Source organism: Flaviflexus salsibiostraticola, assembly GCF_003952265.1.
Taxonomy (GTDB): Bacteria; Actinomycetota; Actinomycetes; order Actinomycetales; family Actinomycetaceae; genus Flaviflexus; species Flaviflexus salsibiostraticola.
This window is the reverse complement of sequence record NZ_CP034438.1, coordinates 1,021,950-1,044,662: the sequence shown is the minus strand read 5'-3', so window position 1 is coordinate 1,044,662 and position 22,713 is coordinate 1,021,950. Positions and strand designations below refer to the sequence as shown.

The following is a 22,713-nucleotide window of genomic DNA, read 5'->3' as shown; positions in this document are numbered from 1 at the left end:
ACATCCGGCGGGTCGTATTCTTTGCCCCGTGAGGGTTGTTAGAGTTGGTGGGGCAGGAGGACAGATGGCTGAGGACGAGATACCCGACGGTGAGATGCCGCCCAGCTACGCTCCCGCTGAGAAGGCCGAGCCGTCGCAGAACGAGATCACAGAGGCTCGCCGCTCCGGCATCAGGTCGTACCTGGCCGAGATGGCGGCCGTCGTCGCGTTCGCCCTCGTCGTCTCCATCCTCATCAAGACCTTCTTCTTCCAGGCCTTCTTCATCCCCTCCTCGTCGATGACGAACACGCTCGAAATCGGGGACCGGATCATCGTCAACAAGCTCGCAGACTCGGTTGGGGACATCAAACGGGGCGACGTTGTCGTCTTCGTCGATCCGGGTGGGTGGCTCGCCGATCAGGATGACGAGGAGCGCTCCGCGCTCGTCGACGGTCTCTACACGGTCGGGGAGACGATCGGTCTCCTCCCGCGCAACTCGGGTCAGCATCTCGTCAAGCGCGTCATCGGCGTGGGAGGCGACGAGGTGGCCTGCTGCAGCGAGGGCGGACAGATCGTTGTCAACGGCGAGCCGATTGACGAGCCCTACATCCGCGAAGGAACAGTCCCGTCGGGGATGGAGTTCCGGGTCATCGTGCCAAGTGGCCACCTGTGGGTCATGGGTGACAACAGATCGAACTCAGAGGACTCCCGGGCACACATGGGTGCGCCCGGCGGAGGATTCGTCCCCATCGAGAACGTCGAGGGCCGCGTCTCCCTCATTATGTATCCACTGTCCCGCTTCGGCGGGCTCGGTGACAGCTCCACCGTGTTCGAGGACGTTCCCAATCCGTGATCCGATTCGCCACCCCTGACGTCGAACAGAGCGTACTGTCGGAACTCACCGGCCGTCTCGGCAGGCCCCCCTGCATCGTCGGGATGGACGAGGTGGGCCGCGGGGCTCTTGCCGGCCCCGTCGCCGTTGGAGCCGTTCTCATCACGCCGGACACTCCTGCACCGCCTCATGGCCTCGCCGATTCGAAGGTTCTCTCGACAGCGGAGCGCGAGAATCTCGTCGCCCCGATCAGAGCATGGGCGCCGGGCGCTGTCGGCTACGGGAGCGTGGCGACGATCAACAGGCTCGGCATCATCGCCGCACTGAGAGAAGCGGGGATGAGCGCCCTCGCCCAGCTTCCCCGGGTGCCGGATCTTGTTCTCCTCGATGGGATCGCCGATTGGCTGACCGCGGATGATCTGTTCACGGAGTCCGCGGTGCCGCCCGTCCGCACGATCGTCAAAGGCGATCTCACATGCACTGTGATCGCCGCAGCCTCGATCCTCGCCAAGGTTGAGAGGGATGCCCTCATGTCAGGTTTGGATGGGGCAGAGGGCTATAGTTGGAACTCGAACAAAGGCTATGGGTCACGGTCCCACATCGAGGCGCTGACCCGCCTCGGACCTCACGATCATCACCGAACCGCGTGGAAACTACCAGGAGTCGTACATGAGTGAATTGGAGAACTTCGAGGGCGATATGGAGCTTGCGCTCTATCGCGAGTATCGCGACGTCCTCAATCTCTTCCGCTTCGTCGTCGAGACAGAGCGGCGCTTCTACCTCGCGAACGATGTCGACGTGAAGATTCGGTCATCCAACAACGGTGAAGTCTTCTTCGACGTCACGCTCAACGACGCCTGGGTCTGGGACATCTATCGGTCGACGCGCTTCGTCAAGTCGGTGCGGATCGTCACCTTCAAGGACGTCAACGTCGAAGAGCTGAACAAGTCAGACATTATGAAAGACCTTGGTCTCGACAAGTAGTCACATCGGCCCGTCCACATAGGACGGGCCGATCACTTTCCTCCAGCATTCCTCCTCCGCAGCGAAGCGGGGCGCAGGACATGGGTGATCATGGGCGCGGAAAGGCGAACCCATGACGATATTCACCGGCGAGCGCATGGCTCGCGCCATCTGGTCCTATCTCTGCGAGCCCGGAGACCCGGTTCAGCAGCTCCTCGCGGGTGGCGCGGAGCAGGCCCTCGACGACCTCGCATCAGGCCGACTCAATCTGACCATCCACGCGGAGCGGTGGCGAATGCGGCTGGCGGGCCTGGAGGCGAGCATGCTCGCCGGGCACTTCCCGGACGGCGCCGACTACCTCATCCCGGGAGACGAGCACTGGCCCGCGTCACTCGATGATCTTGGAGACCTCGCCCCGATTGGTCTGTGGGTGCGCGGTGATTCCGGCATTCTCACCATGCCGGGCATCTCCATTGTCGGAGCGCGCGCTGCGACTGGATACGGCGTGGAGATCGCCACCCGGTTCTCGGCGGCTCTCTGCTCATCGCACGTGCTCATCTCCGGCGGGGCCTACGGGATCGATGCCGCCGTGCACCGAACCGCTCTGTCGCGGCGGGGTCGCACGATTGTCGTCGCCGCGGGCGGGATCGACCGGATCTATCCAACGTCACACCGCGATCTCGTCGAGACGATCATCGTTGCCGGCGGCGCCCTCATCTCCGAGCAGCCGCACGGAGCGGCACCTGCCCGTCACAGATTCCTCTCCCGCAACCGCATCATCGCCGCACTGGGACGGACGACTGTCGTCGTTGAGGCGGCGCTTCGCTCGGGTGCGCTCGCGACCGCGCGGCGGGCGGCCGAGATCGGCAGGGACGTGTGCGCCGTGCCGGGACCGGTCACGTCTCTGGCCAGCAGCGGCACCAACCAGCTGCTGCGAGACTTCGGCATCTGCGTGACCAGCCCGGAGGATGTGCTCGAACTGCTGGGGTCGATCGAGCCGGATCAGCTCCCCGCAACACCTGATTCGTCCTATGATCGATTGCCCGAACGAGACAAGAAGGTGTGGAACGCCCTTGAACCGGCCTCGATCCGCTCGCTGCCAGGCGTGGCCCGCGACGCCGGACTCACCGCCTCTGAGACGGTCTCGTCGCTCGAGTTCCTCCGCTCGATCGGCATGGCCAGATCCATCGCCGGCCGGTGGACTAGGGTGGCGGTATGAGCTCCCTTGCAGTGTCCTCCCTGCTCCATGCCTATCAGCGCGAGCTCTCCGTGCGCCGCGGGCTGTCGGATCACACGGTGTCTGCGTACCTCTCCGATGCTCGCAATCTCATCGACTATCTCGCCTCCCTCGTCAATGTCGACCCGGCGTCGAGCACGCTTGAGGACCTGGGGCTGGGCCACCTCGAGATCGCCGATCTGCGGTCGTGGCTCGCTGCCCAGCAGCGTGCGGGCTCTTCGCGGTCCTCGCTGGCTCGTCGATCAGCCGCCATCAAAGCCTTCACCGCGTGGCTGGCCGACAGGGGAGTGACGGACCAGGATGCGGGGGCGAGGCTGGCCAGTCCCAAGCCCGAGTCCCGTCTGCCGCACGTCCTGACAGCTGGGGACGCCGGACGGCTGCTCGACTACGCGAAGGACGTCGCCGAAAGCGGACACCGATCGAAGATCCGGAACTGGGCCGCGTGTGAGCTCCTCTATTCGTCCGGTCTGCGGATCGGCGAGCTCACAGGGCTCAACACGACGGACCTCGAGTCGGACAGCGTGAGGGTGTTCGGTAAGGGCAGCGTCCAACGGGTCGTGCCCGTGGGCGCTCCCGCACGGACTGCGCTCGATGCCTACCTGAACGTGCGAAGCCAGTTCATCGTCACGCCGACCGATGCGCTCTTCCTGGGAGACCGCGGCGGCAGGCTCGACCCCCGCACCTTGCGGGGGATCCTCCACCGGCTCAGCTCTGCCGCGGGAGTCGCCGACACCGCTCCGCACGACCTGAGGCATTCGGCAGCGACTCACATGCTGGAGGGCGGCTCGGACCTGAGAACCGTTCAGGAATTCCTCGGGCACAGCTCTCTTGGTACCACACAGCGATACACGCACGTCTCTCCAGAGCGGCTGCGCTCAGCGTTCGGTCAGGCCCACCCCGCGCGTGACACCTGGCGCGAACCGGTCAGATTCGGATCCGGATCGCCTCTCGGCGGCTCGTCACTCCGAGCTTGCGGTAGATCGAGGCCTGATGGGAGCGCACTGTGGCGGGGGAGACGAAAAGCGCATGCGCGATCTCCTCGGCTGTGAGGGTTGTCCGCAGGTAGGCGTAGACCTCGCGTTCGCGCTCGGAGAGCAGGTCTTCGGGGCTGGAGTGCCCGGCCGCTCGCGCAGAGTCGGAGATGAGTCGGGCGGCGATGAACTTCTCGTGCTTCGTCCCCCACGTAGCGTGCTCCGACAGAAGGGTCCTTGACGCGTCGTCCATCCGCATGAAGGGCTTGTTGATTCCCTCCCGCTCCGCCGTTGTCAGACAGCGCTCGAGGATGGCGTGGGCGGTGTCCTTCTCCCCTCGACTCCATGCAAGGGAGGCGAGGGTGAAGTCCTTGCTCGCGCTGCTGAAGCTGGCCAGCTCGACCTGCTCCAATGGTTTGAGGATACGCATGCCCTCGTCTGGGAATCCCAACCGGCGCCAGAGTGCGGATCCGAGTACGCGGGTTGAGAGGTCCAGCGCGTGGCTGTCGAGGGTTGCGAGAGTCTTAATGGCCGCGCGGCGATCGCCGCGCGCCCAGGTGAGACCCGCGGCAGCCACACACCGATACGCCGGCCACGGGAAGTCGTGTCTCGCTTCGGTGGGGATGCGCTCCATCATTCTCCACGCCTCATCGAGACTCTCTGGATTGCCTGAGAGCGCTGCGCCGTAGGCGAAGTACGTCCTCGACAGGCCGGCGAGAGTGGACGTGGGGCCACCCGTCTCGTCCAAATCGCGGAAGATCTCAAGGGCTTTGGCGGTGTCTCCCTGCCAGAACGCAATAAAGCCGATTGACCAGGAGTTGAAGCTTCCCTCGAACGGATCAGGACCGGATGATACGGGCGCATCGCTGCAGGCATTGAGCATCTGAGCGGCAACCGTGAAATCTCCGGCTTGGGCGTATGCCGCAGCGAGGGCGGCCTGCGCTCGTCGGGCGATGGGGGAATAGCCGCCCTTTTCGGCGTTTGAGGCGGCGGATTTCAGAAGTCCAATTGCTCGGTCGGGCCTGCGGCAGAGCTTGAGGTGCGACCAGCCGACAAGGAAGGTGCCGTGAACGCTGAGGCTTCGGGTGAGTTGGACGGTTTCCAAATACTCCTCAGCGGCATCCAACGCCACGTCAAGTTCCTCGAGACTGTCGAGAAGCAGGAGATCAGCGAAGGCTCGGGCGACCTCGGCGCGCTTGAGTGCTTCGCCGGATAGCTGGGCGAGGCCGTGATCTGCCCGTGCCTTGAGCATTTCGGAGCCCTTGCGGTCCCCCTGGAGGAAGCGGCAGCACGCTCGGATATAGAGAAGGCTCGGTGTGGCCTTGTGCTCATTGGAGACCTGCAGGGTTCGAGTCTCCAGAATGGAGGCATGTCCGGTTGTGATCATCTGAAGCCATAGGCGCTCAACAGTCTCGATTGCGTAGTCGGGGTCTGACACGAGAACGGCGTGCTGGATCGCCGCCGCCGGGTAAAGGGTCGAGACCCACTCCGTCGCCTTGCGCTGGATGTCATCGAAGTGCTGGGGATTGGTGCGTTTGGCGATCTCCCGGCAGCTCTGAGCGAATGAGGAATGCCAGCGCATTCGCGTATTGCCGCTGCGGCTCTGGTGAAGTTCGAGGAAAAGACCATGGTTCCGGCATTCCTCGAGCAGGGCGGCGCTGTGGGGATCTCCGGTCAGATAGGCGATGAACTCGGGCGTCGCCCAGTTGCTGGCGGTCGCTGTCAAAACAAAGCTCCGCAGCTCAGGCCGCAGCGAAACAAGCACCTCTGACTCGATGTAGTCGGTGAGAATGTTGGGCGCGGTGGGACTAGTCGGAATCGCGCTGCCCTGAAATCCGCCTTTGATGAGCAGTTGGACGGCAACGGGCCAACCTCGGGACTCCTCCCAGACGCAGAAGCCCTTGGCGTGCATCAACTCAATATCAATGCCGGCGCGGCGGGTGAGCTCGAGGACCTCGTCGCGGGTGAAATTCAAGTCTCCGGGTGGCAGGGATTCGCTATCCCCGGCGGCGAGCTCCTTCGTCAACCACCGGGTGACAGACCGTGTGGCACTGAGGACAAAGCGTAGACGGCCACGGCTGTAGCGGGCGAGTGGAACCACCGAACTGTACAGAGCCTCTCGGCTCGAGTTGTGCACGTCGTCGATCACCATCACCGTGCGCGCATTCTCGGGAAGCGCGCCGATGACGGCCTCCAACACGGAGTGGAACGGCTCCTTCCTATGTTTCAGCCGTGCCATCTCTGACTCGAGCGCCGAGTTGTCCGGGTAGACGTGCAGGAGTGCCGCGATGACGTCCGCAAGGAGCTGTATCGGGATCCTATCGAGAGGGCGAAGTGTCAGCCATGCGGTTGTGTCCCCATGCTGCTGAGCCCACGCCGCCAGCGCGATCGTCTTACCGAAACCGGAAGGCGCTTCCACAACGGTGATCGGCGAACGCTCGATGGAGGACTCGATGAGCTCAGTCAGGCGGGGCCTGTCGAGCAGATGCGAGCCCGGGTCGGGAGGTGTGAGAAGGAACCACGGGACGGGAATAAGGTGCTGCAGATGATCGTGGGACATCGGTGACTCACTGTCGATCGAGGGTAGAGCCACCGTACACCGCCCAATGGGCACAATCCACCCCTAAAGCGCGCCAAAGTGCATTATGTGAACACTGTTCGCGAGCGAGGGTGTCATCTGGCACGTGCGTGCTCAACCTGCGCCGTCCTGTATTTCGGCCGCTCAAGGCCCACTCATCAATGGTAGCCCGGTCATCAACGGGGCTCTCGGCAACTCCACGCTCGAGAGTCCGAACATCATCAGAACCCAATGAATTCCTGGCGATTTCGGCCGAATCGAGTGGTCCAGTTCACCCGCTTCTCGGAGTATTCGAGGCAAGGCGAGGTCGCCGGCCGATGTCTGGTCTGGAGCCGAACATTCGACTTCTACGTGGATCTCTCGACGGAGTGAAGGTCCCAGACGCCACCGACCGACCTCGCCACCAACGCACATAGTCCGCAGCTGAAGGGGGTTTGCGACATGCGTAATCGTAGCCTGTGGCATCGATGTGACTCCACCACGGCAGTGTTCGCTGTGCCATCTTTCCGACGCCTGAACAGTCAGGGTTCGCATGCCAGGACTCTTCCGCAGGTCACGCCCACCACAGAAGCCCAAGAGCAGAGTTCGAGGTGTGTGAAATGAGCCGAAAATCGACACGACAAGGCGCGTTGGCGAAGGGATTTGCGGCGTTCTCGGTCGCCCTGGCGCTGGGACTGGGGCTTGCCCCGGCCAGCGTTGCCATCGCGGATGAAAGCCAGCCTCCACAGTCAGACCTGACTGCGCTCGAGGCACCGGTCGAGGCGGCCACGCTCGACGAACCGGTGACCGAGCCGACGGAGACCGCCGAGCCCGAGCCGCTGCCGACGGAGACCGTTGTGCCCGCACCTGTTGAGCCGGCACCGTTGGAGCCGGTCGACGTTGAATCCGCACCTGCGGTCCCATCTGAGCAGGCGTCGCGGACGGAGCCCGATCTTTCCGAGACTCTCGCGTCAGATGACGATGTTCCCGTTGCAGGCGCAGATAGCGAATCGGAGTTGGATGGAGAGGTATCTCCGATGGCCGTTGGACCGGACGGTGCGACTCCTCCATACATCTACTGGGACGTGAAGGATGCCGACACCGGAGAGCTCGTTGCCGGGGCGTCTTTCGAATTCCAGTACCGCTCCCGCAGCTGGTTGGGCTGGACATGGACGACGGGCACCAGTGCAGGTTCAATCATCGACTGTGTGGGACCGTGCTCTTCGAGTCAGTTCGGCAACGTTTTGGACCGCGACACAGACGGCGGCGAGTTCCTGCTCGAGCATTACCGAACGAATCGTAACGAGTCCAACAGGATTGTCGAGGGTGACAATTACCGAGTGAGGGCCGTCGATGCGCCGGCGGGCTATGACTGGGTCGAACCCTCCAGCTGGAAGACTCTCGGCGGCGAGAACAGCAACACTGCGGATTGGAACTATCTCGGAGGAGACCAGACGCACGAGGTAGCAACCTTCGAAGTGCAAAAGCAGCAGACGGCCCCCGTCTGCACCGCTGGATATGTTTACGCGATTTCGGGAGGAGGCCAGCTTCAGCAGGTCAGCCCGAACGGAACGGTATCCACTCTCGGAACGGCGGCGTCAGGTGTCTCGAACTTCAACGGTCTTGGAATCTCCACGGGAGGAAACACTATCTACGCAATCGAGCGCACGTCGAGCTCGGGCACATCGGCGAACGGTACGGTCTACACATATGACGTCACAGCGGGGGTTTGGACATCAACAGGTAGGAGCACGTCCGCTCTCGGGGGCAATACGGGCACAAACCTGGTCGCTGGCGCCGTTGATCTTTCTACAGGCCTTTACTATTTCGGTGGTTTCACCAGCAATGGTGATTTCAAAATCTACGAATACAATCCTGGATTCAACTCACTCCAGCTGAAGGGAACGGTGAGGACCTCCGCGACTTCCAGTGCAAATGGTGACATGGCGTTCGATGCGGCAGGGAACCTTTTCATAGTCCGTGGCTCGGGAAGCACCACAACGGTCTTCAGTGTGACAAGGGACAACTTCGTCGCTGCGTCCGGCGGCAATATTACGTCCTCCCAGTCCGCGACTGTGACGACGATGAGCGATGTCAACGGTGTCGCTTTCGATGCCAGCGGCAAGGCCTACCTGGGGTCGGGAGGTCAGATTCGTTCGTACAACATGCCGAACTGGAGTGGTTCGACCACCGTCACGAGCTCGGGTTTGAGCAGCACGGATCTGGCCACGTGTTCGTCGCCCCCCACGATAACGATCGAAAAGTTCGTCGAGAACGGTAGGGTAAACAGCTCGGATCAGTTTAGGTTGAGGCTGGCACAAGGTACGCAGACAATCGGCGAGACCACCACGACCGGCACTGCCAATGGGCTTCAGGGCGAGCGCATCGGCCCATTGCCCACGGTGCGAGGCGTCCCGCTCACCTTTTCCGAAATTGCAGCAGGTACGACCGATCTGACGAACTACGCGTCGAGCTTCCGTTGTGAAGTCGACGGCGTGCAAGATCACTCTGCCAGTGGAAATGGGACCTTCGGAACCATTACTATTCCGCCGGGCGGACAATCCGTACTATGCCGATTCCATAACGCCCCTCTGGTTGCGGACGTGACAATCCAGAAGCAGGTCACTGACCCGCTTGGTGAGAATCCGCAACCGCAGGAAGCGTGGCTGGTCGCTGCGACGGCGACTTCTACTGAGGGTGCCGTGGCGCAGACGCCATCTGCGGGTTCTCAAGCAACCGATTCGGACGGGAAGTCGCGCTGGGAGCTCAAGTTCGATTCGTACACGGACCGCGCGAACCTGGTGGTTTCCGAAACTCAACAGGACGGGTTTGAATTCCTCAGCGGCCAATGCACTATCACCCACCTCAACGGGTCGACAACTGTCACGGATCTTACGAGCGCAGATGAGCAGATCCTGACCGATGTGCAGCCTGGAGACAATGTCGATTGCACATACGTGAACAAGCCGATGGTGGGGCAGCTCGCAATAGAGAAGGTGCTCGATCAGACCCTGCCCAGCCCTGTTCAGCTTGAATTCTCCGGCACCTACACGTGTACCCTCGACGGCTCCACCGTCGCGTCAGGCACGTGGCTGTCCACCGGTGCGGGCGACGCTGTTCTGACACCCGATGAGGGCATGCCCGCCGCGGATATGATTCCCGCCGGCGCGGAGTGCTCGGCAATGGAGACACCGCCGACCGGCAGCACGGGACTTCCCAACTCCTCATACGAGTGGGGCGCCCCAGCTGTCACGGGCTCGGGCACCATCGTGACGCAGGAGATCTCGACCCTGACCGTCACGAACACAGTGGACCGCGTCTACGGCTCCTTCTCAGTGACGAAGGAGGTCGTGGGAACGGCCGACGATGGCCTCGAGTACTCGGGCGATTGGCAGTGTGTTCTCACCGACGAGCTCCTCGACGACGAGACCGTCTCAGGCACGTGGGGCCCGATCGTCGACGGCGAGACCTGGACGTCGAGCGCGACGGACGAGATCCCTCTCGGCGCGGAATGCTCGGTGGTCAATGAAGAAGGACTGCCCGCAGTGCCGGTCGACGGTGACCCGTCCTACAGCTGGGATGGCGACCCGGATCTCGGCACCCCGGTCGATGCCGCGGAGATCCCCTCGGAGATCACCGTGACCAACACGACCAAGCGCGAGCTCGGCAGCGTCACCTGGACCAAGGTCGACGCGGCGGACATCCTGCTCAGCGGTTCGGAATGGACGCTCACCGGCCCCAGCCTCTTCAACGAGGGCGAGGCGCTCGCGATCACGGACTGCACGGAGGCGCCCTGCACGGGGCCCGATATGGACCCGACTGGCGGAGCCTTCCTCCTCGAAGACCTGCCGTGGGGCGACTACACGCTCACTGAGACGAAGGCGCCGGCCGGCTACTACCTGAGCGACGACGACGTCACGTTCACGATCGGCAAGACCTCCCCGGCTTCGCTTGAGGTCAATCTCGACCCGATCGTCAATATCGAGAGAGAAGGCCCGGTTCTCCCTCTCACAGGCGGCATCGGCCGCGAGTTCTTCCCCCTCATGGGGGCAGGGATCCTCTTCCTCGGCCTGGGCGGCGCAGGATACGCGCAGCTCCGTAAGAACCGTAAGGAGGGCTCGTACTTCGCATCATGAGCAGCCTGCTCACCACCACACGGCCCTGTGCCGGATAGCCACCACGTAACACCAGCCCCTCAGCACTCCGGTGGAGGGTGAAGAAAGGAAGCGGTAGAGATGACTACCACACACACCGCGCTACGGCGTCTCGCTGCAGGAGCAGGGGCACTGGCGCTCTCGCTCGCGGGATTCGTCGCAGCTGGAACAGCGGCCTCCGCTGATGTAGGCCCCGATCAGCCCGGGGCACCGACCGAAGGAACTCTGACGATCAACAAGTACGCTGGCAGTCCCGTCGGCGAAGGCGAAATGCCTGACACGGCGGACCTGCTGGACGGCGTCGAATTCACCATCTGGGAAGTCGGCCGATCGGTCGAGGGCACCTGTACGGCGATCGACCTGACGGACGCTGCCGATTGGGACGGTCTCGACGGCCTCTTCGCTTCGGCCCCGGCCCTGCCCGGCGGGGACTTCTGCCTCACGGGTGTGACCTACGTCGACGAAACCGTTGATGGACAGGTGATCTTCGACCTGCCCGTCGGCGTCTACGTCGCGCAGGAGACCGACCCGGGTCCGAACAACATCGTCTCCCCGGTGCCCGAGTTCTACGTCTCGATCCCGACCTCCATGGGTGAGGCCGGAGCCGGCTGGAACTACGACGTCGTAGCCGACCCGAAGAACCAGCTCATGGACAAGCCGTCGAAGATCATCACGGAGCGTCCGGATGCCCTCGTCGTCGGCTCGGACGTGACCTGGGAGCTGACTGTCCCGATTCCGACCCTCAACAACGAGGAGACGTTCACGGAGGCCGTCATCACCGATGTTCTCGATTCCAGGCTCGATTACGTGGCGGGCAGCACGGTCCTCACGATCGGCACCACGCTGGCAACGGAGGGCGACCACTACACAGTGTCCGGCGACGTTGTGTGGACGCTGACCGAAGACGGTCGAGCAGTCCTCGACGCCAATATGGGTAAGGATATGACGATCTCGTTCAAGACCGAGGTTCTGGACGTGGGCGATGGCAACATTCCCAACGACACGTACAACAGCAAGTTCAATGGCACTGCAGTGGTCGGAACCGATATCCCCTACACCTACTGGGGCCAGCTGAAGATTCAGAAGAACGACGATTCGACCCCCGTCAAGCCCCTTAAGGGAGCCGAATTCCAGGTCTTCGAGATGACTGCAGCCACCTGCCCTGCGACGGCCCCGGCCACCGGCGTGGTCGCGACGGGCGTCTCTGATTCCACCGGCCTCGTCCAGTGGGATTACACCACCCCGGCATCCTCGCCGCTCGGCCTGTGGATCGCCAACTCGAACACCGCTCAGACCAACCCGAGCAAGGACTACTGCCTCTACGAGACAATAGTCCCCGCTGGCCATACGGCTGGCGTCATCACCAACCCGGTGAACATCAAGCCCGGAGTCAACGGACTCACGACCGTCACGGTCGTCAACGCGAAGAAGGACGGTCCGGACCTCCCGCTGACCGGTGCACAGGGAACGCTGCTGCTGACCCTGGGCGGCCTCGCTCTCGTCGGAGCCGGCGGTGGAGCACTCGCTCTCTCGCGGCGCCGCGACAATGCCTGATCCTTCGGCACTTCCCTTAACTGCTGATTGATCAGAGGCTGGTGGTGGCGCGCAAGCGCCGCCACCAGTCTTTTGTCCGCTAACCTACAAGGTGTGATGCAGCTCTCTGAGGAGGAGACATGAACGCGGAACAGTCGACAGGACGCCGCTGGCGGGTGCCATGGCTGCAGCTGATCGCCTGTCTTGTCATGTTCGGTGGGATCGCCATCATCCTCTACCCGCAGGCGGCCTCCTGGTTCTCCCAGCGAGAGCAGTCCCGAGCCATCGAAGCGGCGCAGGCGCGGCTCGACGAACCTCCCAACAACAGCTCGGACGCGCGCCGAGCGCAGCTGGCCCTCGCACACGCATACAACGACGCGCTCGCCTCTGGCGCGATCTTCGAGGCCAATGCGAACATCGCGACCGGCGGCGGGAGCGGCGCAGACAGTCCCTTCGTCTACGAGGAGATCCTCGACCTTGCCGGCGGTGGTTTCATGGGCAGGCTCCGCTACGACAGCCTTGGGATCGACCTGCCGATCTACCACGGCACGAGCGACGAAACCCTCGAGAGGGGCGTCGGGCATCTCGAAGGGACGTCGCTCCCTGTCGGCGGAGTAGGGACGCGGTCAGTCCTCACCGCTCATCGGGGATTGCCGGAGGCGACTCTCTTCGACAATCTCAACCAGTCGGAGGTCGGCGACTCATTCACCGTTGCGGTCCTCGACCAGGTCCTCGCCTATGAGGTCATCGATGTTCAGGTGGTCGAGCCCGACCAGACCCAGGCCATCCTCGCGGTCGAGGACCGGGATCTCGTCACACTGGTCACCTGCACCCCGCTCGGCATCAACTCGCACCGCATCCTCGTCACTGCCGAACGCGTGACACCGACGCCTGTCGAAGACGCCGAGGCTGCGACAGCAGTCCCGGACATCCCGAAGTTCCCCTGGTGGAGCGTGATACTCGCCGTCTCGTTCATCGCCCTCGCGACCTTCGTGTGGCGCTCAGGAATCGTGCGGACCGATGGTGCGGGCGAGGCGACCCCTGAGCCGTCCGAGTCGGACGAGATCACGGATCACTGACCGGATACAGCCGCACTCTGACCTCGTCCGGAGTGAGCAGAGAGAGCGGGTCGTAATAGATGTCGCCCCGCTTCGCGCCCCAGTGGAGGCAGGCGCCGACGAGGCAGTGTCCATCGTCCAGGGTGCCGATGATGTCACCCAGCTCCACCATGTCGCCCTCCTTCACCGTGGCTCGGACGGGTTGGTACGTGGTGCGGAACCTGTCCGAGTGCTCGATCGAGATGATGTTGGTGTCGACCATGCGTCTCGCGTAGACGACCATGCCGGCGCCCGCCGCGTGGACTGTCTCGCCGGGGGTGCCGGCGATGTCGACGCCGCGGTGTCCAGGCAGCCAGTTGTTGTCGAGTTGGTCGTACTCGCGCAGAACCGTCTTCGACGGGAGGGGCCAGTCGAACGTGTCGGTGGGCGTGTACGGCGCAGGCACGAAGGGAAGGATGGCGGCGGCGATGAAGGCGGAGAGTTTCATGACACCAGTCTCCCGGCGCACCGCAGACCTGTCCGCGGAGGGTGCGCCTCAGTGGAAACCGCTTCGCGGAAGCACCGTGTGGACGTAAAATCCCGCAGTGCTGCGTCTCGTGACCGATTCCGTCCTATCTCCGGCTGGCCTGTGGGTGTCAGTACTGCGAGCCCTTTTGAGCGGACTGCCTACAATCCTGCTCGAACGGCGTCTCGCCTGTTGGTGACTCCGAGCTTGCGGTAGATCGAGCGCTGGTGCGTGCGGACAGTCGAGGTTGAGACAAAGAGGGCCTGTGCGATCTCCTCGGGCGTCATCGTGGTTCCGAGGAATCCGTACACATCGAGCTCCCGTTCCGACAGAAGGGCTGCGGGCCCAGCGTAATCCGCTCGGGCGGCATCCTCCCCAAGCCGCAGTGCGACGAACTCCTCGTGCTTGGTCCCCCAACCCGCATGCATCGTCATCAGCTCACGGGCGGGCTGGTCCAGGCACAGGAAAGGGGCGGTGATTCCCTCCGCCGACGCGACGTCGAGGGCTCGCTCGAGCATCTCATGCGCCTTGTCCGCCTGCCCTCGCTGCCACGCGATGACGGCCAGAGTGACCTGCATGGTGGCTCGGCTGAAGCTGACGAGGACGTCCTGGTCTATCCGGCCCAGCATCTGCAGAGCTCTGTCCGGGCGGCCCAACCGACGCCACAGAGCGGCTCCGATGATCCGGGTTGTCGTCGCTCCCGGACCTTCTCTCATATCGGACAGGGTTCTCGTCGCGGCCGTATTATCGCCGCGAGCCCACTCAAGAGCCGCCGAGGCCACACTCTTGTATGTCGGCCAGGGCAGGCCGTGACGCTCCCGATCGTCGAGCTTCCCCACCATCCGGGCGGCCTCATCGAGCAGGTCGCGTTCGCCTGACAGTGCGGCGGCGAAGGCGAAGTACATGCGGGCGACGCCCGCATCGGAGGACGCGGGGGCCTCGGTCGCATCGATCGACCTGAACCCGGCGAGCGCTTTCTCGATATCGCCCTGCCAGAAGGAGATGAAGGCTCTCGACCAGCGATTGAGGTTCCCCTCAAACGGATCCCAGGGGCCCTGGCCGGCCGACTCCGGCGTGGCGGCGAGGATCTCCATGGCGGCTGTGAACCGACCGGAGAGGGTGAGGGCGGGGGCGATGAGCGAATTCGCGCGCTGAGAGACTGCGGTGAAACCCGCCTTCTCCGCGCTCGCGGCAGCCGTTGTCATGAGTCGAAGCGCGTGGGCGGGCCTGCTCCGCAGCTTCAGATGATTCCATGCGGCGATAAAGGTGCCGTGGATGAAGAGGCTCGGACCCAGATGGGCGGTTGTGAGGAGCTCTTCCGCCTCCGTGAGCGCTGTCTGGAGATGCTCCGGACTGCTGGCCAGGAGCAGGTCTGCGAACGTGCGAGTGATATGTGCTCGGCGCTGCTCATCCCCGGCGAGCGCGGCGAGCCCATCATCGGCTCGCGACTTGAGCATCTGGGCCCCGATGCTGTCGCTCTCCATCTCCCGGCAGCACGCCCGGATGTAGAGAAGGCTGGGTGTCGTCGCGCCGCCCTTGAGCACGTCGAGGCACCGGCTCTCGAGAACCGAGGCCTGACCCGTCGTGATCATCTGGAGCCAGACGTCCTCCAGCATCGCCAGCGCGAAGTCCTCGTCATCGACTTCGAGAGCGTGGGAGATGGCTGCGGATGGAAAGTCGGGAACGAGCCACTGGGCCGTTCGCCGGTGGTTGCGATGGAAGCGGCCGCGGTCACGCCGGCGGGCGATCTCCCGACAGCTCTGCGCGAACCGCGTGTGCCAGCGCAGCGAGGTCCTGCCATCGTCGTTCTGAAACAGCTCAAGGAACAGCCCAAGGCGCCTGCATTCGTCGAGGAGTGCAGGGCTGTGCCCGTCACCGGTCAGGTGAACGACGTAGTCGGCGCTGACGCGGTCGCTCGACGTCGCATCGAGGATGAACTCGCGGAGCTCAGTCGACAGCACGCCGAGCACCTCGTGCTCGATATAGTCCGTGAGAATATTCGGCGCCTCGGGATCGACGAGGCTCGTCTCGGTGAGGTGCCCCGTCCTCAAGAGCAGCTGCACCGCGACCGGCCACCCGCGCGTCTCCTCCCATAGGCATCGGCCCGCCTCATGGAGGGATTCGTCGTCGACGCCCCACCGCGAAGCGATCTCCACCATCTCCTCATGGGTGAAGGCGAAGGCGTCAGGCGCGAGGCGGTGCGCGTCTCCCTTCGCCAGCTCCCGGCTCAGCGAGCGGCTGAGGGAGGAGGTGCCGGCGATGATGAAGCGAAGGTGGCCCCTGCTGTGTCGAGCAAGAGGGACTGCGGCCGCGACGAGAGCCTCCCGCGTCGTCTCCTGCGCATCATCGACGATCACGACGGTGGGAGATCCCTCCGGTATGGCATCAATGATCCGTTCGATCGCGGAGTCGAGCAGCACCTCTCCGGTCCGAACACGGAGCATCCCTGCCTCCAGCACGGCGTTGTCGGGGTAGATCCGGATGAGCGAGGAGATGATTCCCGCGAGAAGGGGGAGTGGGGTGCGGTGCTGATCGGTGAGTGTGAGCCACGCCGTTCTCGTCCGCGCGTGCGCCCAGGTCGCCAGGGCAGTCGTCTTCCCGAAGCCCGATGGCGCCTCGACGATGGTGATGGCGGAATCCTCGACGGCGGCGTCGAGCATGTCGGTCAGTCGCGGGCGCGGCAGGGAATCAGAGCGAGTCTCAGGAATGGCGGTGAGGAACCACGGCGTCGTCGCCAGGCGATGGAGGGGCTGCTGTGCCATGGCCCCATGCTAACAATGTGGCGCGATTCTGCGCGTCCGCCGTGCACGCTGCGTTTCCCCTCGCCGCTTGCGAGGCAGAACGAAGCCCACCTCGTCAGCGTTTGCTGCCCTCCTACCCATTTTTTGATGATTTCGTGGCGTCTCGCGTCATCTCGTTTGAACGGCGGGCGCAGATCGTCGAGCATCTGATCCGTCTGAACGCTGTTGACATCAGCGCCGCCTGCTGGGCCGAAAGCCCGGCGTGGAGCGAGCCATCTCCGGCCAAGACTTGGCGGCCGCGGACAGGAGCTGCGCACCCGCATCACCTCCGCGCCGCTGAGAACACCCGTACCACACCGAAACGAGGGGAATCTATGGGACCGATGCACCGTCACGTCGACGGCTCATCCCGACAGGGCGCAGTGCGCCGATTGATCGCCATGGTGGCAGCCATGGTGGTCGCCCTGATGACAATCGCAGCGATGCCGACCCACGCATCCGCCGCACCCAACACCGCCATCAGGGTTGACCAGATCTCCCTCGGGGGAGGGTCAGGACCCGGTGGGCAGCTGATCGTCGGCGACACCGTCGGGGTCGCGGGAACATGGGATGCGTCTGAGGCGAATCCGAAGCCGGGCGACAGCTTCCGCATCGGGCTCCCGCCGGAACTCGGCTTCGACACCGGGGTGATCTTCAGCCTCACGGGACTGACCGGTGACGGCGAGGATGTCACGTGGGCGACCTGCGTGAGCGACCCGGCCGCCGACGACCTCGTCTGCACGCTGACCGATATCGTCGCGGACTACCCCGAGCAGGTTCGCGGTGAATTCCAGTTCGAAGCGGGCGTCGAGCAGACGACGACAGAAGTCGAGATCGTATTCGACCTCAATGGGATCGATACCCCGGTCCGGGTCCCGGGTGAGGGCGGCATCGGCGACGGCGTCATCCTGCCCGACGAATGGTCGAAGACCGGTGCGATGAACGCGAACAACTGGTCTATGGCGTGGCAGATCGACATCCCCGGCTCGAACCTCCAGGGCCGAGAATCGATCACGATCCAGGACACCCTGAGCGCCAACCATGTCCTCTGCGAACCCGCGAACCTGCGTGTGCAGACTGTCCGCGGGGACTCGACGAGCGCCTTCACCGGAGCGGTTGAACTCACCCCGTCCGAGAGCCCGCAGGTCTTCACCATCGATCTTGAGGCGCCCGATGCCGGATTCGACTCGAGCGTCATCTACCGCATCACCTATGACACCTGCACACCCGACCGGCAGATCGACCCTGCCAATACCGAATACAGCAACGAGGCCTACATCGCCGCGTGGAATTCGAGCTCGGGCGTCATCGGGGTGACGAACAGGCCGTGGCACGGCACCATCTCGAAAAGCGGCAGCGTTCTCGGCGGCGCGTCCCGCAACGGCACCATCGCCTGGACGGTGACGGTGCCGGGCGATGCGCTGGTCGGGCACGACTCCCTCACCCTGACCGAGGTGCTGGGCGCCGGCCACGAGGTTGGCCCCGATACGATCTCGACCATCGCCATCACCGAACGCTACGGCCCGAGCAGTCAGCGCGATCGCGTCGTGACGGACCGGTTCACGAGTACAGTCCTCACGAGCGGCGCGGACTCGTTCACGGTCCGATTCGACATCTCGTCCGACGACTTCGCCTTCAAGCCGTCGGACCACCGCTACGTCATCACCTACCGCACGTACGTGAGCCAGGAGGGACTGCCGGCGGCGGGCACCTCCTACTCGAACGCCGTCGACGTCAATGGAAGCGTGACGACGGGGTCGACTCGCGTTCCCAGCCGAAGCCAGGGCAAGAGCGGCCAGCTCAACGGCAGCGTCGTGAGCATCGACGGCGTCGATCATCCTCCGCAGACGACCATGAACTGGACCGTCCGCATCCCCGGTGAGCTCCTCACCGACGTCGAGGGTGATCTCACGCTGACGGATACCCTGACGGCGAGCCATGACGCCTGCGTCGCCGGAGACGGGGATCTGGCCGACAGGCTCAATCTCGCAGTTACGGCGCGCGACCAGATCTCCAACGGCGGACTCGCCACCGTGGATCTCACTGCGTCCACTCAGGTGCGCCAGGAGGGTCGCGACATCATCATGACGATCCCCGCACCGGCGCTGCCCATGCCCGGCGGCGGCACGGCCACGGGATTCAGCGAGGAATACCAGTACCTCCTGACGTACACGACGTGCACGGCGAGTGGCGGCATGGATGCCCCGGGCACCGAGTACGGGAACGCGATCGTCGGCACCGGAGTCTCCTTCTCCCAGTCGATCACCCAGTGGAACCGCGGCAGCGGAAGCGGCACGGGCGTCGCCCGCGGCTCCGTCGTCATCTCCAAGGACCTCGACATGACCGCCCCGGGCGCGGACTTCGTCCCCGAGGGCACATCGTTCACGGTCCGCGTCTCTGAGATCGACCCGACCGGCACACCGCAGGCGACATACGACCTGGCGGTTCCGCTCGGCGGCGATCCCGTCGCCGGCCTGAACGCCCGCGGTCGTGGGTGGACGGCAGTGCTGACCGAGCCCACCTTCCCGTCGGTCCCCGGCGTCGCCTTCGGCGACCCCGTCTTCAGCGGCGGGGAGAATGTGGCGGTCAGCGCTGACGGTCGCACGGCGACGGTCGATCTGACTCCCGGCCGGAACGTCGAGGTGACGGTGACGAACTCGACGAGGCTCGGCTCCCTCACCCTCGAGAAGGACGTCGACGTGCTCGATGAGAGCATCGTCCTTCCGGCGAGGACCTACGACGTCATCGCCCACATCGACACGAGCGCACTTGGGGCGCATGTTCCCGACCAGGACGATCGGACGGTCACACTCACCCCGGGCGAGCCGATCACCATCAACGGACTGCCGATCGGTGCGATCGTCACGTTCTCGGAGACCGGTCTTGTCGACGACGACATCCTCACGTGGCTGCCGCCTGTCTTCTCGCCCGCCCGCGTCGTCGTCGGAGCAGAGACCGTCAGCATTCCCACCGAGGTCCTTGTGACGAACTCGGTCGAGCGCACGGTCGGCAGCCTGTCGGTCGTCAAGACCGTGACCGGCGAGCAGGCCGATAACCCCGCTATCCCGGAGACGGTCACCGTCGAGGCCTCGTGGAACGAGGAGGGCGTGCCGGGTTCCACGGTGCTCGCAGTGCCAACGGACGGTACGCCGGTACCGCTCGGCGTCGACCTTCTCATCGGCACCCGCGTGAGGCTCGTTGAGGTCCCGCTCGAGGACGGCTCGAGCATCACGTGGGGTACCCCGACGTGGTCGAGCGGCGGGTACGCCACCGAGGGTGCCTCGTTCACGGTGCCTGTCAGGCGGGATGGGGATGCGACGGTAACGATCGAGAACCGCGCAGATACGTCGACCGCCACAGTCGAGCTCATGAAGAGCGTGACAGGCGACGCCGCCGGCGACGTGGGGTCTGATGTGGAGTTCCCCGTGACGGCCACGTGGACGGACGGCGATGGCGAGCAGTCTCGCGATCTCCTCATCAACGCGGTCGAGCCGACGCCTCTTGGAGTCGACCTGCCGGCAGGCACGGTCGTGACGATCACCGAGGGCGAGCGCCCCGGGATCGACACCGTCGATTGGGGCGCCATCACGATCTCCGGTGACGGAGTATCCGACCTGGGTGATGGCGTCGCTCGGGTGACGATCTCCGATCAGCAGGACGATGTCACGACCGTGACCGTGACGAACGAGGCCACCTGGGCGCCGAGCACGTTCTCCCTGACGAAAGCACTTGCCGATACGGCGGGCGCTGATCTCGTCCCGGAGGGCACGTCGTTCACGGTCCACGTGGCCGAGTACGACCCCGACGGCGTGCTCGGATCGGAGTATGACCTCGAGGTGCCGCTCGGCGGAGGTCCTGTGACCGCATCGAACTCCTTCGGGCCGGGATGGACGGCGGTTCTCACCGAGCCGACGTTCCCCGAGGTCCCCGGTGTGGTCTTCGGCGACCCGGTCTTCGGCCCCACTGATGGTGTGACCGTGTCGGAGGATGGCATGACGGCGACTGTGGCCTACATGCCCGGCCAGGATGTCGCACTCGTCCTCACGAACACGCCCGAGCTCGGCTCCATCGCTCTGACGAAGGAGATCGTCGGCGGGGCAGCCGACCTCGTCGAGGAGGATCGCACCTTCGAGGTCACCGTCACGATCGACACGACCGGCCTCGGCGCGGACGTCCCCGAGCAGGCTGATCGAACGGTCGAGCTGATCACGGGGGAGCAGACCATCATCGATGACCTGCCGATCGGTGCGGTCGTCACCGTCACCGAGTCCCCGCTCGTCGACGACGACATCCTCACGTGGGGCACCCCTGTCATCGAGCCCGGCGTGCTCACTGTCGAGGCCGTGGACACGCCTGCTGGCGTCACCGTCACGAACAGTGTTGAGCGCACCGTCGGCACGTTCTCGATCTCGAAGACGGTGACCGGCGAGCAGGCCGATAACCCGGCCGTCCCGGAGTCCGTCACCGTCCTCGCCTCATGGGATAAGGATGGGAAGCCCGGGAGCGCCGAGCTCACGGTGCCGACCGACGGGACTGCGGTACCGCTGGGTGTCGACCTTCTCATCGGCACCGAGGTGAGACTGACCGAGGTTCCGCTCGAGGATCATTCGGGCATCGCCTGGTCGACGCCGATCTGGAGCGGCGACAGCGTCGAGATCGACGGACTCGACGCGCTCGTCTCGGTCACCCGTGACGCGGATGCCTCCGTGAGTCTCGAGAATCATGCGGCGGTGTCGGTTGCCGGCCTCAGCATCCTCAAGGCCATCGCCGGTCCAGCCGCCGACGAGGTCGCCCCGGAGACGGAGTTCCCCGTCACGGCGACATGGACTGTGGACGGCGAGGAGCAGTCGCGTGAGCTCCTCATCAACGCGGTCGAGCCCACCCCGCTCGGTGTCGACCTTCCTGCCGGCACGATTGTCACCCTCACCGAGGGTGAGCGGCCCGGCTTCGACACCGTCATCTGGGATTCCATCGTCATCGGCGGCACACATGTCACCGACGGCGGGGACGGCACCGCTGAGGTCGTGGTCTCCGACCTCCAGGGCGACGTCACGCTCGTCACCGTGACGAACGAGGCGACGTGGGCGCCGGGCACCTTCACGCTCGCGAAGCAGATCTCGGGCGTGCTCCTCGACAATCCCGACGTGCCGGACACCGTCAGGGTGACCGCCAGCTGGATGGGAGAGGGCGCCGAGCAGGTATCGCGGACGATCGACCTCCCGACCGATGGCACTCCCATCGCGTTCGGTGAGGACCTGCCCCATGGCACCGAGGTCACCCTGACCGAGGAGGCCATCGCCGGGGGCCCCGCCTTCACGTGGACCACTCCGGCGTGGACGGCCGTCGACGGCCTTGAGATCCACGGGGACGGGTCAGCGACGCTCACCATCAGCGCCGCCCAGGACCCGAGCCTCACGCTGACGAACGCAGCCTCCGCGTCGCTCGGCAGCCTGACCCTCGTCAAGGTGCTCTCGGGTGACGGTGCCGCGGACGTCCCGGCCGACACGGTCTTCCCCGTGACCGCACAGTGGACCGATCTGCTCGGGAACGAGAAGATCGCTGAGGTCGAGCTGATCGCCGGTCAGCCGGTCGTCATCGGCGGAATTCCGCTCGGAACCGAGGTCGTCCTCACCGAGGGCGACGCCGACACTCCTGTCCGGTGGACCGGTGCGCAGTGGTCGGCCGACTCGTCGGCCATCGACCTTGAGTCCGAGGGCCGCGTCGCCACCATCGTCGTCACCGGCACCGCCGGAGCGGAGGTGTCGATGACGCTCGATAACACCTTCGATGCCGAACCGGTGGGTAATCTGCCGTGGACGGGCGCTGATGTTCGAGTCATGTTCGGGGCGGCCCTGCTCCTCGTGGCTGCCGGCGTCTACCTGCTCCGCAGGAGGAGTGCGTAGTCGGTGACTGAAGCGGCGCCGGGTGGCCATCCGGCGCCGCTTCGTCGTTCGGGCCGTCCAGGAGTGACGGGTCGCCCAGTACGTGTGCGGTCAGGGTGCTCGATCAGAGTTCGGTGGGGGACAATCCGCAACGCATCGGGCTTTTGAGGACGAGGATCACATGATGGGAGTGGTTCGAGCATGGTGGTGGACGCCGCCGGTTCGGTACGATGGGTGGGCATTCGGTTCATCCGGGTGACTT

General features: G+C 64.6%; 11 protein-coding genes and 1 pseudogene. 9 read left to right on the top strand and 3 right to left on the bottom strand.

Annotation, left to right across the window (positions count from 1 at the left end; all coding sequences use genetic code 11):
• Positions 1–64: 64 nt before the first annotated feature.
• The 5 genes from lepB to EJO69_RS04870 all read left to right on the top strand — a co-directional run bounded on the left by lepB (position 65) and on the right by EJO69_RS04870 (position 4,060).
• Positions 65–832 carry a signal peptidase I gene (gene lepB / locus EJO69_RS04890; protein ID WP_126039833.1) on the top strand — a complete coding sequence of 256 codons (768 nt, stop codon included), beginning with the start codon at positions 65–67 and terminating at the stop codon, positions 830–832.
• Positions 829–1,488: a ribonuclease HII gene (locus EJO69_RS04885; protein WP_342769227.1), complete on the top strand. Its 660-nt coding sequence runs from the start codon at positions 829–831 to the stop codon at positions 1,486–1,488. Before lepB ends, EJO69_RS04885 begins: the two co-directional genes overlap by 4 nt.
• Positions 1,481–1,795, top strand: a complete 315-nt coding sequence (locus EJO69_RS04880) for a DUF2469 domain-containing protein (RefSeq protein ID WP_126039831.1) — start codon at positions 1,481–1,483, stop codon at positions 1,793–1,795. The genes EJO69_RS04885 and EJO69_RS04880 overlap by 8 nt, the downstream gene beginning before the upstream one ends.
• 112 nt (positions 1,796–1,907) lie before the next feature.
• On the top strand, positions 1,908–2,993 hold the full coding sequence (gene dprA, locus EJO69_RS04875; protein ID WP_126039829.1) for a DNA-processing protein DprA: 1,086 nt from the start codon (positions 1,908–1,910) through the stop codon (positions 2,991–2,993).
• Complete coding sequence (locus tag EJO69_RS04870; protein ID WP_126039827.1) at positions 2,990–4,060, top strand: tyrosine-type recombinase/integrase; 1,071 nt, start codon at positions 2,990–2,992, stop codon at positions 4,058–4,060. Before dprA ends, EJO69_RS04870 begins: the two co-directional genes overlap by 4 nt.
• On the opposite strand, the pseudogene EJO69_RS12825 reads toward EJO69_RS04870, so the two are convergent.
• A pseudogene (locus EJO69_RS12825) lies at positions 4,005–5,894 on the bottom strand (helix-turn-helix transcriptional regulator); the annotation flags it as partial. The gene EJO69_RS04870 and the pseudogene EJO69_RS12825 sit on opposite strands and share 56 nt — an antisense overlap.
• 1,265 nt (positions 5,895–7,159) lie before the next feature.
• Between EJO69_RS12825 and EJO69_RS04860 the strand changes: the two are divergent.
• The 3 genes from EJO69_RS04860 to EJO69_RS04850 all read left to right on the top strand — a co-directional run bounded on the left by EJO69_RS04860 (position 7,160) and on the right by EJO69_RS04850 (position 13,305).
• Positions 7,160–10,675 (top strand): DUF5979 domain-containing protein, encoded by a 3,516-nt coding sequence (locus EJO69_RS04860; RefSeq protein ID WP_245993827.1) that lies wholly within the window; start codon positions 7,160–7,162, stop codon positions 10,673–10,675.
• Between the two features lie 99 nt (positions 10,676–10,774).
• Positions 10,775–12,247 carry a SpaH/EbpB family LPXTG-anchored major pilin gene (locus EJO69_RS04855; RefSeq protein ID WP_126042350.1) on the top strand — a complete coding sequence of 491 codons (1,473 nt, stop codon included), beginning with the start codon at positions 10,775–10,777 and terminating at the stop codon, positions 12,245–12,247.
• Positions 12,248–12,366: 119 nt separating this feature from the next.
• On the top strand, positions 12,367–13,305 hold the full coding sequence (locus EJO69_RS04850) for a class C sortase (RefSeq protein ID WP_211331498.1): 939 nt from the start codon (positions 12,367–12,369) through the stop codon (positions 13,303–13,305).
• Here EJO69_RS04850 and EJO69_RS04845 read toward each other — a convergent pair.
• Entirely contained in the window at positions 13,292–13,771 is a 480-nt protein-coding gene (locus EJO69_RS04845) for a M23 family metallopeptidase (protein ID WP_126039822.1), read from the bottom strand. The two genes, EJO69_RS04850 and EJO69_RS04845, sit on opposite strands and share 14 nt — an antisense overlap.
• Before the next feature lie 179 nt (positions 13,772–13,950).
• Positions 13,951–16,551, bottom strand: a complete 2,601-nt coding sequence (locus EJO69_RS04840) for a LuxR C-terminal-related transcriptional regulator (RefSeq protein WP_126039820.1) — start codon at positions 16,549–16,551, stop codon at positions 13,951–13,953.
• A 431-nt stretch (positions 16,552–16,982) separates the two neighbouring features.
• Between EJO69_RS04840 and EJO69_RS04835 the strand changes: the two genes are divergently transcribed.
• Complete coding sequence (locus EJO69_RS04835) at positions 16,983–22,472, top strand: DUF5979 domain-containing protein (RefSeq protein ID WP_164519875.1); 5,490 nt, start codon at positions 16,983–16,985, stop codon at positions 22,470–22,472.
• Positions 22,473–22,713 lie beyond the last annotated feature (241 nt).

Bases quoted from the DNA above. Each gene is read 5' to 3' on its own strand.
- lepB (WP_126039833.1), top strand. From the start codon at position 65: ATGGCTGAGGACGAGATACCCGACGGTGAGATGCCGCCCAGCTACGCT.
- EJO69_RS04880 (WP_126039831.1), top strand. From the start codon at position 1,481: ATGAGTGAATTGGAGAACTTCGAGGGCGATATGGAGCTTGCGCTCTAT.
- dprA (WP_126039829.1), top strand. From the start codon at position 1,908: ATGACGATATTCACCGGCGAGCGCATGGCTCGCGCCATCTGGTCCTAT.
- EJO69_RS04870 (WP_126039827.1), top strand. From the start codon at position 2,990: ATGAGCTCCCTTGCAGTGTCCTCCCTGCTCCATGCCTATCAGCGCGAG.
- EJO69_RS04860 (WP_245993827.1), top strand. From the start codon at position 7,160: ATGAGCCGAAAATCGACACGACAAGGCGCGTTGGCGAAGGGATTTGCG.
- EJO69_RS04855 (WP_126042350.1), top strand. From the start codon at position 10,775: ATGACTACCACACACACCGCGCTACGGCGTCTCGCTGCAGGAGCAGGG.
- EJO69_RS04850 (WP_211331498.1), top strand. From the start codon at position 12,367: ATGAACGCGGAACAGTCGACAGGACGCCGCTGGCGGGTGCCATGGCTG.
- EJO69_RS04845 (WP_126039822.1), bottom strand. From the start codon at position 13,771: ATGAAACTCTCCGCCTTCATCGCCGCCGCCATCCTTCCCTTCGTGCCT.
- EJO69_RS04840 (WP_126039820.1), bottom strand. From the start codon at position 16,551: ATGGCACAGCAGCCCCTCCATCGCCTGGCGACGACGCCGTGGTTCCTC.
- EJO69_RS04835 (WP_164519875.1), top strand. From the start codon at position 16,983: ATGGTGGTCGCCCTGATGACAATCGCAGCGATGCCGACCCACGCATCC.